This is a genomic window from Chromatium okenii (assembly GCF_016583745.1).
GTDB classification, from domain to species: Bacteria; Pseudomonadota; Gammaproteobacteria; order Chromatiales; family Chromatiaceae; genus Chromatium; species Chromatium okenii.
The window spans coordinates 83,107-96,810 of record NZ_NRRQ01000002.1; the positions used below are offsets into that span (position 1 = coordinate 83,107).

Consider the following 13,704-nt stretch of genomic DNA (forward strand, 5'->3'; position numbering starts at 1 on the left):
TATGGTTATGACATCCAATGCAAACATATTGAACGCCCAGCTCCAGTCGTTATGGCAACGCCGCGCAACCTTAAATCAGGCTGAGTGGGCACAACTGTATAACGTCGTTTGCAGCGTATTACGCAATCCTAGCGGCAAGGTGAGAAGTTTATTGTGCGCTCTGCCCGGTGATGCTGATAATCTGGATTATGTGCATGAATTTTTTATTGAGAAGGTATTAGCAACCGCCGACCGCCCTTCAACTGTCAATCATGTTGGTGCGCTTAAAGCATGGTATTACAATTATCTCATTGATTGCCAACGCGTCTTACCCAAAAAAGTCTTTAATCTGAGCGGCAAGGATAACGATAGCGATGACACTCAGGAACACGACGCGGAACAAATCGCTTTGGATAAAGATTCTTGGAAAATGGCTTCAGAAACTGAAAATGCCGATGATGAAGCATCGACACCTGAAACTTTGTTTGAATCGCTATTTGCCACCGGTGTTGAGGAAAACATTGTTGATATGGTGGAGTGGGCGCTGCAATCTTCGCAACAATTGGCGCAAGCATCTGATCATTTGAATCTTGATCTTAACCAGATTGTGGCTGCGGCTGAACAGTTTTTGACTGCGAGCGATATTTGGACAGGGTTGCATGAAGAATTAAGTTGGATTCAACTGTATTTGACGCAGAATTTTTGTCCAGACAGTGACGCCCGCGTTTCTTTATTGGCATTATCACGCCAACAACATATTCCGTCGTATTATCAAAAAGCAGTGAAATTGGGCATCAATACACCTAAAAATAATGCCGATGCCAGCGCCAGCTTCCACAAAAGCTATCTCGGACAATGGCTCACGCAACTTGGCATTGCACTGGATACCAGCCAGCGCCTTGAAATGAGGATCGCATTAAAAATTCTCTGTCGGATTGCGTTATCCCAGCAGGCGACATCGACAACAAACGTAACGCCGCCGTTGGTTTAATGTTCTTTCGTATCCTCAAACATTGGAGAATCACATGCGTCTCGTCCCTCATTTAACCGTGATTGAAAATAATTTATTTCCACCCGTTATTGATGCCAGTGTCGATTTTGATGATTGGCCAGATGCGGAAGCTGAGGCCACGCCGGTGGCGTTGCCGGCTGATCTCGCCGCGCTGATTGCGGCTCGCACCAGCGCCGCTGCGCACCATGCCCAGCAAGCGCCGCGCCCCGGCGTGATCGTGCGCTTGCAGCAACCGCAGCCGGTCGCCGTGCTCCTAACTGCGCTGCAAGATGACTACTGGCAGGGCTATCTCATGGCCGGCGAAACCGATTACGCCACCGCCGCCGACGTGTTTTTGGAGGAGCAGGACGCGCCCTTTGATCCGCAGGCGACGGTGGTGCAACTGTGGAATCCCGTGCGCGTTCATCCGCAGCAGATCGCCGCCGCCATCGGCGCTCTGTCACCGGCACGGCTGGCGGCGATGATGGAATTGGCGGCGCAGGTGCAGGCTGGAGCAGCGTGTGATGCTCGCGCCGAGCCGGGGGCGCTGCTCCAGCAAGTGACGGCGAGCGGGCAGGTGTTGCTCACCGGCACTCCGCTCGGCGCTGACCACGATCCGAGACGGCGCTATCAGGCGCTGTATCACGCCGTTGCTCTGCAAATTCACGCTGCCGCGCCAGCACCGGTGGCACCAGCCACGAGTTGGTTGGAGCAAATGCTGACGACTTGGCGCGATGTCGCGCAGCGGTGGCAATTGCCGCTGGAGCCGGTGTTGCAACCGACGCTCGGCGCGGCGCTGACCAGCCAGCGTTGGCGCATTGGCGGTCTTTTGGAATTGCACCTCCTCCCCACGGCGAGCGGCGATGCAGTGCTGATTCAAGCGCATTGGCAACCGCAGCAGCCGGTGCGGGTGGAATTGGTGGCGGCAGATGGTCAGGTGCGCCAGCTTCGGCAGTTAGATCACACCTGTCCGCAGGGCGATCTGTTTATCGGTGCCGATGAGCAGTTGACGCTGCGGGTATACGCGCTGGATGAGCGCCTGTTATTTGAAGCACCGTTTCCGCAGGTGTTGCCGAATTAGTCCACCACCGCTTACGGAGAGCGCGATGCCAGTTGACGTGTGGTTGTGGCCAGAAGCTGGCGCAGTGCGCTGGTGGCAGGCGGCTGAGACCTGCTTATTTCCCGATCTCAGTCCACAGACTGCGCCGGTGTGCCCAGCATTTGCTCCGCTGCGCGCACGGCGGCTGTGCCAACACCAAGAATGTTGGGCGCTAGAAACGGCGTTGGTGCCGAGCTTCGCGGCACGGTTACGCGCCAGCGTCCAGCGCCAGCCTGTGCGCCTGCATCTTCACCCGCAGTTAGCCACCAGTTGGCAGCATTTCCCCTTTGAATGGTTGCAGGTTGACGGGACATCGCTTCATGCGCGGCTCAGTGTTAATCGCCTGAGTGCGGCGGAACACGCACCGCTGCCGCCATTAGCACCGCAGCGCGATTGCGTGATTTGCGATCTGCTGCCGCCCGCTGAACAGCTCAATTCACCAGCGCGTCTGCTGCCGGTCGGCACAGCGCAGATCATCACCGGTGCCGCAGCGGTGAATTCCTATCTCGCTTATGCCGATCTGACGACGGCGGCCGCGCTGTGCGTAATCGCGCACGGGACGGAATGCGCCCACGCGCCAGCACTGCGTTTGCCAGATGGCACGCCGTGGACGCTGCCGACGGAGCGCGGAATGCCGCCGCTGGTGCTGTTGCTGGCGTGTGGTGACGCTGATGGCAATGTGCTCCACGAAGCGCAGCGGTTGCTCAACGCTGGGGCACAAACGGTGGTGGCCGCGCTGGGACAGCCGACATTGACCGCTGCTGGCGCGTTTTTACGCACCTTTCTACCGCGCTGGTGCAAGGGCGAACGTCCCGACGATCTGCTGCGCGAGATGGTGGTTGCCAGCGGCATGAGCCACAGTTCGGGGCGATTGCTGCTGCTGGGGCGCGGCGATTTGCGGATGGCGACAACGCCGCGCTGGTGCGAATACGCGGACGCAGAATTGGCTGCCGCCCAGCATGAGCCGGGCGCGTTGACAGAATTGGTGACGCGCTTGACCCGTCGCACCGCCGCGCAACAGGAAACGCTTGATGCTGCCGAACGCGCTTTCAAAAAGCTGTTGGGCATTGCGGCTCACGATGAATCGGCGCGGCGTACCTTGCGGGCGCAATTGCAGCCGTTGGAACCAACATTGCCAATGCTCAGTCGCGCTTGGGTGGCACCACTGCTGGCGCATTTCACTGAGGCTTATGCCCACGACCAAATTGCAGAATTAAAACGAGTGCGGCACCTTTTAGATAAGAAACAAATCACGCATTCATTGCCACTGCTGCATTATTGGTCAAAGTTATATTATCGCAAAGGTGAATACAGCGCCGCGCTACAAGATTTAATTTTAGGAATGCAGCACAGTTCAGCGGCTGAATTCTATGATGCCAACGGTTTGTATCGCTCAAATTGTTGGGGTGTTATTGGTCATTTATGCAATATCTTGGTGGATTTGAATCACGCCGCAATTGCTGAACAATTATTAGAAGAACTCGATGCTGCGCTCGTCGGACAGCATGATACCGATACGGAATTTGAGCGCCACAAATTATTAGATCGGCGGGCACGCGCTGCTTTACGCAATGGGAATGCAAAGCGAGCACTTGCGTTTTATCAACAAAAATATCGTGCTGCTGCGCAATTTAATGGTGATGGTCTGCGAGAAATTGCAGGCTTGATTTACATCTCAGCGTGGTGTCAATTATCACCGCCAGCAGAACTACAACAAGCGTATTCTTTTTTAGCGACGTTAAGGCCAACTGATATTGGCAACGGCAATGATACCGGCGTATATCTTTTGCGAGCGGTGGCGGCGTGGGGATGGTTGCGTCAAGATACCGACGCGCTGGCAGTCATCACGCCATTTTTTCCGGCGTTAATCAACCTTTTACAACAAGGTGATGCGGGACCTGCGGGATTGATTTTTAGCTTTTTACATTTTGCACAGCGCAAAGTTTTAACGATTGCCAATACGCTACCAACGTGGGACGAAATAAGCGTTAATCTGGAACGCGACCGCTATTTTATTGAGTTGGCAGCGTTACATGCGTTAATGGGCAACCGAGGTGACAGCGCCAATTATTTGTGCCAATTGCAACGCCAACGCCAATTAAAAATAGGAGTCAATTTTCCTGATTGGTTAGCATCGGGCACGTTAGTCAATTGGAATGAACTGTGCCAAAACCGTGCTGCGTTTGAAAAACAAGTGTTGCTGTCTGCAACGGCAGTCACGCCAGCGCAATTGCGAGACAGCGGTTTATTGCCATTATAACCGCGTGGCGCATTTAATAGGGTTGTGGTTCGGATTCGCCGTCGTTGTATACGTCACTAATGAAGTTTTCAAACTTAGTGTATTGATTGAGAAATGTTAAGCGCGTGCTACCAATCGGGCCATTGCGTTGTTTGGCGATAATGATTTCAGCGGTGCCAGCATCTTGGCTGTCTTTGTTGTAGACCTCATCGCGGTAAATAAACACGATTAAATCCGCGTCCTGTTCAATGGCACCAGAATTGTGATTGATCACGCCATCAGCCAACCAACACGCCGTATCTGGCACCGTTAAATCAAAGACCTCTTCAGCATCTTCCGCAGTAATTGCAACGATTTCATCCCAAAAAATGGGTTCAGAGCGCAGCGGTGCCATTGTATACAATTGCAATTGCGTTGCTAAACGTTGGGCGGATTCCGCGTGTACGCGACAAGCGCCAATATGTTGTAAAAACAAACGTTTGTGCGCATTTTCAGCGAGAAAAACCGTCCACCAGCCTCGGCTAGTTTTAGCAGTGGTATTGTGTTTTAGGTAAGCAACAATGCCAAAACGCAATAATAGCGTGGTGAGATCAATTGCGAGTTGTTGACTGGCAGTTGTAAAGGCAATTTCACTGCCGTGCTGATATGAATCAATCCGCCCGCGTGTTGCCCATAGATGCCGCAAAAATAGTGCTAATTGCGTATTGGGGAGTTGAAACACGCCAACTGGTAGCCGCATTTCAATTGCCGTTTTCCCATCAATACCTAATGTGGCAAGCCATTGCATCACGCCCAATTGACCCGCAGCCACGTCGTGAATGACGCATTGCTGCCAATTGCCGGTTATCACAGACGCAGTCACGGTATTACCAAAAGCGTGAATCGCGGTGATGACATCATGCTGATCGGTGGGCTGTGTGATGACATAACATCCCGGTTGTGATGTGCAATAGCGCCCCGCACCTAGCAAATGCGCAAGTAGAATAATGGCGTGTTCTGACCAAGAATAGGTGTGCAGCGGCTCTGGTAATTGCGCTGCGATGCCAATTGTATTGCCAATTTGTAAAGTATGCGCTGCCGCCCAATTGGTTGGCGTGTATACGCGATGTTGTTGAGAACAGCGCAGCACTCGCCCGCTGGCGCAGTGCAGTTTTATAATATCTTTTATTCCTGCGCTCCAAATGCAATCGCTGCGGGCAATCGTGATTTGTCCAGATGCGTTAATAGAAAGTACTTGCGGTTGCTGACCAACAAGTTCACGAATTGCAATAGCACGACCGTCAGCTAATAATACCCGCGTGTCGCCGCTGACGCATTCCCGCAAATCCGACATTACCGGACGTTTATTTTGGCGTTGTTCTAAACCGCGATTTAATTGTGATAATGCAATCACGGGCACATTAAGTTCTTTTGCTAAGGCTTTTAAGCTCCGCGAAATCGCTGAGACTTCATTGGTGCGATTTTCACTGCCCGGTTCTTGCATCAATTGCAGATAATCAATGACGATTAACGCTAAATCGTCGTGTTCGCGTTTTAAGCGGCGGGCGCGGGTGCGTAATTCAGTGGGAGATAACGCGGGAGTATCATCAATAAAAAGTTGCGCGGTGGATAAGGTGCTCATGGCCATCGTTAAGCGTGACCATTCATCATCATTTAATTGCCCACTGCGCACCCGTTGCTGATCAATATGACCTAATGAGGACAGCAGCCGCATGGCTAATGAATCGCCGGGCATTTCCATACTAAATACGGCAACGGGACGTTTAGAATCAAGTGCTACGAATTCGGCGATATTCATCGCCAGCGCGGTTTTTCCCATTGAGGGTCGCCCCGCTAGAATAATTAAATCCGCTGGTTGCAAACCCGATGTCATGTCATCAAAATCTTTAAATCCACTGGATAAGCCGGTGATTTTTTTGCCCGATTGAAACAGTAAATCAATGCGGGCGACTGCATTGGCAACTAAATCTTTGAGCGGTTGAAAACCACCGCCACCGCGTGCTTCTTGCTCGGCAATGGCAAATAACCGCTGTTCCGCTTCATCAATTAGTTCAGCGGGTTTGCGACCGTTGGGGTGATAGCCGCTGTCGGCAATGGCGACGCCGGAGGTGATGATTTGCCGCAAGACGGAGGTTTGCCGCACGATCTTGGCGTAAACATGGATGTTGGCGGCGCTGGGGGTGTCGCGAACCAGTTCGGTGAGATAAGGCATACCGCCGCTGGCGGTGAGCTGCTCGCAGCGTTCTAAAGTTTCGGCGAGGGTGACGAGATCAAAGGGGTGTCCTTCGTCGGCAAGCGTTTGAATCGCTTCAAAAATATGGCGATGTTCGCGCCGATAACAGTCGTGTGCGGTGACGATTTCTGCCACGCGCTCCCAGGCGCTGTTATCCAACATCAGCCCGCCGAGCAGGGATTGTTCTGCGTGTAGGTTGTGGGGGGGAATGCGCAGATCGTCGTAATCAGCAGTCATGGGCAGCGCCGAACATCATTAAATCGCAATTGTACGATGCGACCGAGAACGGCGGCGTGATCACCGCAAATACGATGCTAACAGGTTGAATAATCAGGAGAACATGCGAGAACCCCAGCGCGGAGCCGGGGCGATGAGCAATCAGGCTTCTGGAATAATATCGACCTTGATGACGGCTTCGACGTCGGTATACAGCCGCAGCGTTACGTCATATTCGCCAATGGCACGGAGTGCGCCTTTAGCCAACCGCACTTCCGCTTTATCCAAGGTCATCCCCGCCGCGCAAGCTGCGGCAGCAATGTCGCCGGTGCCAACGGAACCAAACAGGCGTCCTTCATCACCGGCTTTACGCGCCAGCGTTAAGCGCATTCCGTCCAGTTGGGCTTTGCGCGTTTCTGCGGCGGCCTGCATTTCTGCGGCAGCGCGTTCTAATTCTGCCCGCCGTGCCTCGAATGCTTCCAAATTGGCGGCAGTGGCAGACACCGCAAAGCCGGCTGGAACCAGATAATTGCGCCCATAGCCGGCGCGAACCTTGACCTTATCCCCGAGCACGCCGAGGTTCGGTACGTTTTTTAGCAAGATGATTTCCACAACTAAAATTCCTATTCCAAAAAACCTCAATCACGCGTGATTGAGGTGGATTGATCCGCACTTGGTTGACGCGCTGATGCGTCTAACGCAAGCCTAATATCTTGAACAGTTTTCTGCACCGCGCCGGCTTACCAAAGTTAGCGAGGAGGTTTGGCAATGCGATCCATGCGGGAGCGCAAATCAAGCCAAATATCAAGCATTCCCACGCCAGCGATGATGAGCACTGTCTGTGGCATCAATAACAGCAGCAAGACATAACCGCCGACCATCCATCCGCCAGCCGCTTGCAAGCGGTGGTGGAGCGCATGGGCAACTGCAAGTCCTTGAATGATCGGAAAAATGCTCAACAGCAACAGCATATCAGCGATGACACCCGCTTGCGGACTGATGCCAAACCAAAGCAGCACAATGATGAATCCGATGCCGCTGCGGTGCCCAAAATTCAGCGCCCGAAATTCTTCGCCCAAGCCGCCGGGATTGTAGAGTGCTGCCTGCCAATAACGGGCAAGCACCAAACTCACCAGCGTCTGTAGCACGAAAGCAACAGCCACGCTGCCGGTCATCCACTGTGCCGCGTGTTGCACCACCTGCACACTCAACTCTGCCGTCAATAACCCGTCGCTAACGAGGGTTTGCCGCACCGGTTCCAGCAGATGTAACCAATAACCTGCTGGATCAGCAACGCTGAATCGCCACCCCAGCACCAAAATGCTGCCACCGAACACGGCAAGCTGCATCATTCCTTGCAGGGAGCGCGACCGGTGTAACACGCTCGCCAATAACCACGTCGGCAGCCAGAGTACGAGCACAATGCCGATGCTGGAGAGCGGCGTACCCAAGATCAACAGGGTCAAGATGCTCGTGCCGAGAGTCGCAATCGCGCCGACTATCGCGCCTTGCAGCCCACCTTGACGCAAGGTGACGACGCCGACGCTGGCCGCGCTGAGTACGCCAAACAATGGCATCAGCAGCGATAACATGGCGGTTGTGGCAGCCACGAGAGCGGCTTGGGCACGACCGCGCATGATGAAACGGGCAAGGGCGATCATGGTGACTAGCGCAACGGTGGTTGCTCAGACGTGATCACGCGCTGGGGCGTGGGCACTCAATGACCGTCGGTGTAGGGCAACAGCGCCAAAAAGCGGGCGCGTTTCACTGCTTGCGCGAGCTGGCGCTGATATTTTGCGGAAGTGCCGGTGATACGGCTCGGAACGATTTTGCCCGATTCGCTGATATAAGCCTTCAATAGATTGAGGTCTTTATAATCAATCTCAGCAATACCTTCGGCGGTAAAGCGGCAATAACGTTTACGACGAAAAAATCGAGACACAGTGATGCTCCGTAATTAACTCAGTGAATAGGAAAGTAATGACATTCCAATGCGGGTTTTAATCGTCACGTCCAGAGTCATCCCGCCGAAAATCATCGGTCGGAATCTCAGGGCGTTCGCGGTCATCACCACCTTTGGTTAATGGCGATGGTTCCGTCACTGCCGTCCCGCGCACAATAATCATATTGCGCATCACCGCATCATTAAAACGAAATGCACTTTCCAATTCGTTAATCGCGTCTTGGTCGCACTCGACATTCATCAACACATAATGCGCCTTGTGTACCTTATTGATTGGATAAGCAAGCGGACGCCGCCCCCAATCTTCAAAGCGATGTACGATCCCGCCGCGTTTTTCAAGTGCGCCTTGATAACGCTCAACCATCGCCGGCACCTGTTCACTCTGGCTTGGGTGTACCAAAAAAACTACTTCATAATGTCGCATTGCTGCTCCCTTCGGATTGACAGCCCCCCGCAAGCGGTGAGGCAAGGAGATTCCCAAAATAAGCGTTGGGAATCGCGCATCATACTTGAAAATACCGTTTTTTGAACACCCCAAGCACACAAAAAGTTGAAATCTGGCTTGATCGCTACCGTGCCCTAGATCAAACTGATAATCTTAAGAGCACATTAGAATATTGGGGGATAGCGATGAGCGTTGAGCACGATTTCGTTTCACTGCGCAGTTCGAGTCTCGGCAGCGGTCTGACTGACGAACAGGTGCAAGCGTTAGCCAGCATTGCGCATTGTCGGCGGCTTGCAGACGGAGAGATTTTGATTCACGAAGGCGAAGTGACTAACAATTTACATGTCATTACTGAAGGCGCGTTAGCCGTCACTCGTGATTTAGGGAAAGGTGAATACGCCACCATTCACGTATTGCATACGGGAGATTTAGCGGGCGAGATGGGTTTTATTAGCGGCAAATCACACACCGCCACCTTGCGTTCACTCGGAAGAACGCAAATTTGCAGTGTAGACCGTGACGCATTTGAATCACTTTTAATGACGCATCCTTGGTTAGTTTATCGGGTGATGCAAACAATTGTGCGGGTGAGCCAAGACATTCTGCGGCGAATGAACGCCCAGCACGTTGAACTCACAAAATATGTGAGCAGTTCTCACGCGTTATATTGAGCGCGGGAATAGCACTGGGCAACCGTCACTGCCATCTTGATGTATTCAATGTCATCTTTTGGAAATGCACGTTTGCCCAGAACACACCACAACCCAGTTACCCGACTTTACAAGCGCATGATGACAGCATCATTCATGCTCACCTGCTAAAAATAAATCCTTCTTGGTGACCACCACAATTCCAGAATCAGACACCGTAAATCGTTCACGATCACGCTTTAGATCAAGACCAATTTGTTCTCCGGCTGGAATTTCAATTTCTTTTTCTATAATACAATTTTGCAAATGTGCGCCAGCACCCACAATCACACCATCAAACAGGATTGACGCCTCTACAATCGCCCCATCTTGCACCTTGACTCGTGGAAATAGAATGGAATGATTCACCCCGCCACCACTAATCACTGTTCCTGCTGCCAGCATTGAATTAACAAACACGCCTTCGTTACCACTAATTGCACCGGGCACAGTACGCGCTGGTGGATACTGCCCTTGATAGGTGTTAATTGTCCAATTGGCTTGATAAAGATTTAATGGCGGTTCAGCGCGTAACAGCGCCATATTTGCTTGATAATACGCATCAATAGAGGCAAGATCACTCCAATAACGATCTGGCGTTACGCGCCCACGCATTTGCCCAAAACGGTATGCAGAAACTAAATATTCTGAAGTCAACGGTGCAATTAAATCCAATGCTAAGTTAGCATCTAACAGCGAACCACGCTCGATTTTATTTAATTGTTCCAGTAAAAACTTTTTATCAAATAAATAAACGCCCATCGTTGTAAGATATTCAGTGTTACCAACTACTTCCAATTGCTCTGGAGTCACCGGCGGTAAAAACGTTTGAATTCGCTCATCATCATTTACAATTGCCCGCGCTTGCGTTCCCGTATCTAAACCAGATGTCGTCCGCACCGCAACCGTAATTTGTGATGCAGAATCACGATGGGCGCGTACCAATTCCGCGTAATCCATTCGATAAACTGCATTCCCATCCAACACCAATACATGATTAGCGCGATTCCGTTCAATGAGATAACGGTTTTGACGAATGGCATCAAAAGGACCAGCATACCATTCTTGGCTCTCGCGCATCTGGGGCGGAACTGGAGTAATAAATTCACTTAACTCTGGATTAAATAACGACCACCCATCACGTAAATGTTTGTGAAGCGAATGGCTTTTATACTGCGTTAACACTAAAACCTGCCGCAAGCCAGAATGAAGGCAATTGGCCAAGGTAAAATCAATTACCCGATATTTACCGCCAAAAGGAACCGCCGCCTTAGTGCGATGTAAAGTCAGTGGGTCAGGACCGGTACCACGATCAATGGCAAGCACAAGAATAAGCGTATCGGTAGACATAGCGTTGTTACAAAGTGAAAGAGTGTGACTGTCCAGTTTAGCGGGAATCAAGGGTGAAACACCACTGCTATATTCTATCAGTTACCACGCATGATCTGTAGTTATCAATAGTTGGTATAACTTAATACTACTGTTTGGTATACTAAAATTTACTTATTGCGAATAGTCAGTCTAAAATATGATCCAGTTGACACCTCCACAAGAACCTCCAATTTGGCTTGAACCGTTTTTGGTTCATTGCCACACAAAAAGCTATGATAAAAATGTTGACTTTATTCGCCAAGGACAAGCGGCAGAAACCTTGTATTACCTGCTTGAAGGTTCGGTAGCAGCTTTAATTGATGACGAAAAAGAGCAACGTGAATTGCTGTTGACCTATATCAACAAAGGTGAGTTTATCGGCGAGATGGGGTTATTTATTCCGCAAAGTACTCGTAGCGTGATCATTCGCACTCGCACCCAGTGTAAAGTTGCTGAGATTACTTATCAACGCCTTGAACGATTATTAAATAACGAATTAAAGAGCGTAGCAAAAGATTTTCTGTATAGCATTGGTTTGCAACTTTCAATACGGTTACGCACTACCAGTCGCAAAGTTGGTGATCTTGCATTTCTTGATGTAACAAACCGCATTATGGGAACATTATTTGATTTGTGTAAACAGCCAGATGCAATGACCCATCCTGAAGGAATGCAAATTCGGGTTACCCGGCAGGAGCTTGGTAGAATTGTGGGTTGTTCGCGGGAAATGGCTGGCAGGGTTTTGAAGACATTAGAACAGCAGGGTTTTGTGAATGTTAAAGGCAAAACGATTGTAGTATTTAATAATTAGATAGTTCTAAAGTTCAAACAAAAACAACTACCATGTGGCGTTAATGGCGTATAACTCAAACGAATACCATTGGTATCAGCCAGTTCTCGCGCAATATACAATCCCAACCCGGTGCCGTTGCTCTTTGTGGTATAAAAAGGATTAAAAATATCATCTACATTATTGGGAGGAATCCCCGGGCCATTGTCAGAAATATCTACTTGAATTGAACACGGAGCAATAGCGTCGTGTACTTGCACCACAATGTGAGCTGATTCCGTATCAATACAGCCATGTATCAACGCATTTTCACATAAATTAGCAAAAATTTGATGTAAATGACGCGGATCTACTTCGATAGTCGTTGGTGTAATTGGAACAAATAATTGAAGTTGTTTGGCACTTAAGTGATGCTGTTCACGAAAGTCACCAATAAAGTCTTCCAGCCAAGTTAAAAGCATAATGTAGGTTGGTTGATGCTGATTACGACGTGATAGTTGCAACACACTCTGCACAGTTTCTTCAATTCGTGCCCCATTACGACGCATAATATCAAGCAAGTGAAGATCATCATCATGCAATGCTGTACTTTCAGAAAGCAATTCGCCGGCATGAATCATGGCACTAAGTGGATTGCGGATATTATGAGCAATACTCGCAGTCAGTGTACCCAATGCTGCTAACTTAATTTGTTGTGCTTCATTCATTGCTTCTTGATTATCGCGTAAATATAAAATAATACCACTGGTATAATCAGCCCCTAGTAATTTCAATGAAACCCGAATTTCAGAATTATTCAACAGCACCACCTTTTCTTCAGGTGGTGAATGATAAAGCTGGAGATTTTGGGTTGCTTGTATTGATAAACCCTGTTCTTTTGGGTTTTTAATAAATGTTTCTTGTAACCATTGGCTGAGTTCCCGCGATAAACTTGCCAGCGGGGCACCAATGCGCAAGCGTTTTGCAGTAAATAGTGCCAGTGCTGCTCGATTAAATAACCGTAATCGCTGTTCACCATCTACCACTAAAATGCCAGTGTTGATGCTGTGAATAATAAAATCGTTCAACTTAGATAAATCATCAATATCAACTTTGCGGCGAGCGGCAAGTGCTTCTGCGGATTGAATACGTCGATAGAGAACATGCGACATCATTGCAACTGTAAAAAAGAGTAGTCCCAATAACCCTGCCTGAGTAAAGCTCACGGTAGATTGAATACTAAGTAATGCAGAGTAGCCTTGCTGGGCAATAACAGCTAACGAAGCAATTGCGGCAAATAACAACGATAGCCGTCCTTCCATCATCAATGCGGCAGCCGCTACCGCCACCGCAAGTAATACTCCCAAACCACTACCAATTCCACCTGCAAGGTGCATCAATAGTGTGTAGGCAATAATATCAATAAAAATAGAAATTTGTACTTGTTGAGCGGGAAGTGGCCAACAGGTTACAAGCGTTAAGCCACCCAAAAGCATTAACACACTATAACTGCTAATGATTAACCAAATAAACCGGCTGTCAATCGTTGGCGCGAATAGTGTTGCTGAAAAAACCCAAGTTAAACCAAGCAAAATAAGGCACCGAAAAAGAAATAACCAGCGTAGTGCCCGCCACGTTAAATGGGATTGCAGAGCAGTTGTAGATAGTATGGTCATTAACTATAAGCGCCGCGCTGAATTATAGAGCGCC

General features: G+C 50.0%; 12 protein-coding genes. 5 read left to right on the top strand and 7 right to left on the bottom strand.

Translation table 11 applies throughout. The features are described from left to right. Positions 1-7: 7 nt before the first annotated feature. Genes CKO12_RS01135 through CKO12_RS01145 form a run of 3 tightly spaced genes read left to right on the top strand, consistent with a single transcriptional unit; the run spans position 8 to position 4,329 of the window. Positions 8-970 carry a hypothetical protein gene (locus CKO12_RS01135; protein WP_200152888.1) on the top strand — a complete coding sequence of 321 codons (963 nt, stop codon included), beginning with the start codon at positions 8-10 and terminating at the stop codon, positions 968-970. Positions 971-1,004: 34 nt separating this feature from the next. After that, entirely contained in the window at positions 1,005-2,051 is a 1,047-nt protein-coding gene (locus CKO12_RS01140) for a hypothetical protein (RefSeq protein ID WP_200152889.1), read from the top strand. Positions 2,052-2,076: 25 nt separating this feature from the next. Continuing rightward, positions 2,077-4,329 carry a hypothetical protein gene (locus CKO12_RS01145; RefSeq protein WP_200152890.1) on the top strand — a complete coding sequence of 751 codons (2,253 nt, stop codon included), beginning with the start codon at positions 2,077-2,079 and terminating at the stop codon, positions 4,327-4,329. 13 nt (positions 4,330-4,342) lie between these two features. Here the strand turns inward: CKO12_RS01145 and dnaB are convergent, their stop codons facing one another. From dnaB to rpsF, 5 genes are all read right to left on the bottom strand, one after another. Next, positions 4,343-6,778 (bottom strand): replicative DNA helicase, encoded by a 2,436-nt coding sequence (gene dnaB, locus CKO12_RS01150; protein WP_200152891.1) that lies wholly within the window; start codon positions 6,776-6,778, stop codon positions 4,343-4,345. A 141-nt stretch (positions 6,779-6,919) separates the two neighbouring features. After that, the gene (gene rplI, locus CKO12_RS01155; RefSeq protein WP_200152892.1) at positions 6,920-7,369 is read right to left on the bottom strand and encodes a 50S ribosomal protein L9; all 450 of its coding nucleotides are present in this window, start codon (positions 7,367-7,369) and stop codon (positions 6,920-6,922) included. A gap of 137 nt (positions 7,370-7,506) precedes the next feature. Beyond that, complete coding sequence (locus tag CKO12_RS01160; protein ID WP_200152893.1) at positions 7,507-8,418, bottom strand: hypothetical protein; 912 nt, start codon at positions 8,416-8,418, stop codon at positions 7,507-7,509. Between the two features lie 56 nt (positions 8,419-8,474). Further along, positions 8,475-8,699 carry a 30S ribosomal protein S18 gene (rpsR, locus tag CKO12_RS01165; RefSeq protein ID WP_105072465.1) on the bottom strand — a complete coding sequence of 75 codons (225 nt, stop codon included), beginning with the start codon at positions 8,697-8,699 and terminating at the stop codon, positions 8,475-8,477. A gap of 58 nt (positions 8,700-8,757) precedes the next feature. Then, complete coding sequence (gene rpsF, locus CKO12_RS01170) at positions 8,758-9,144, bottom strand: 30S ribosomal protein S6 (protein WP_200152894.1); 387 nt, start codon at positions 9,142-9,144, stop codon at positions 8,758-8,760. Positions 9,145-9,350: 206 nt separating this feature from the next. Between rpsF and CKO12_RS01175 the strand changes: the two genes are divergently transcribed. Further along, positions 9,351-9,836: a cyclic nucleotide-binding domain-containing protein gene (locus tag CKO12_RS01175; RefSeq protein ID WP_200152895.1), complete on the top strand. Its 486-nt coding sequence runs from the start codon at positions 9,351-9,353 to the stop codon at positions 9,834-9,836. A gap of 129 nt (positions 9,837-9,965) precedes the next feature. Here CKO12_RS01175 and CKO12_RS01180 read toward each other — a convergent pair whose 3' ends face one another. After that, positions 9,966-11,204 carry a GlgC family sugar phosphate nucleotidyltransferase gene (locus CKO12_RS01180; protein WP_200152896.1) on the bottom strand — a complete coding sequence of 413 codons (1,239 nt, stop codon included), beginning with the start codon at positions 11,202-11,204 and terminating at the stop codon, positions 9,966-9,968. Positions 11,205-11,382: 178 nt separating this feature from the next. Between CKO12_RS01180 and crp the strand changes: the two genes are divergently transcribed. Continuing rightward, on the top strand, positions 11,383-12,036 hold the full coding sequence (gene crp / locus CKO12_RS01185; RefSeq protein ID WP_200152897.1) for a cAMP-activated global transcriptional regulator CRP: 654 nt from the start codon (positions 11,383-11,385) through the stop codon (positions 12,034-12,036). Here crp and CKO12_RS01190 read toward each other — a convergent pair. Then, positions 12,033-13,670, bottom strand: a complete 1,638-nt coding sequence (locus CKO12_RS01190) for an ATP-binding protein (RefSeq protein ID WP_200152898.1) — start codon at positions 13,668-13,670, stop codon at positions 12,033-12,035. The two genes, crp and CKO12_RS01190, sit on opposite strands and share 4 nt — an antisense overlap. Positions 13,671-13,704 lie beyond the last annotated feature (34 nt).

Excerpts from the sequence above, each read along its gene's own strand:
- CKO12_RS01145 (WP_200152890.1), top strand. The coding sequence starts at position 2,077 with ATGCCAGTTGACGTGTGGTTGTGGCCAGAAGCTGGCGCAGTGCGCTGG.
- CKO12_RS01160 (WP_200152893.1), bottom strand. The coding sequence starts at position 8,418 with ATGATCGCCCTTGCCCGTTTCATCATGCGCGGTCGTGCCCAAGCCGCT.
- CKO12_RS01135 (WP_200152888.1), top strand. The coding sequence starts at position 8 with ATGACATCCAATGCAAACATATTGAACGCCCAGCTCCAGTCGTTATGG.
- crp (WP_200152897.1), top strand. The coding sequence starts at position 11,383 with ATGATCCAGTTGACACCTCCACAAGAACCTCCAATTTGGCTTGAACCG.
- CKO12_RS01140 (WP_200152889.1), top strand. The coding sequence starts at position 1,005 with ATGCGTCTCGTCCCTCATTTAACCGTGATTGAAAATAATTTATTTCCA.
- CKO12_RS01175 (WP_200152895.1), top strand. The coding sequence starts at position 9,351 with ATGAGCGTTGAGCACGATTTCGTTTCACTGCGCAGTTCGAGTCTCGGC.
- CKO12_RS01190 (WP_200152898.1), bottom strand. The coding sequence starts at position 13,670 with ATGACCATACTATCTACAACTGCTCTGCAATCCCATTTAACGTGGCGG.
- rpsF (WP_200152894.1), bottom strand. The coding sequence starts at position 9,144 with ATGCGACATTATGAAGTAGTTTTTTTGGTACACCCAAGCCAGAGTGAA.
- dnaB (WP_200152891.1), bottom strand. The coding sequence starts at position 6,778 with ATGACTGCTGATTACGACGATCTGCGCATTCCCCCCCACAACCTACAC.
- CKO12_RS01180 (WP_200152896.1), bottom strand. The coding sequence starts at position 11,204 with ATGTCTACCGATACGCTTATTCTTGTGCTTGCCATTGATCGTGGTACC.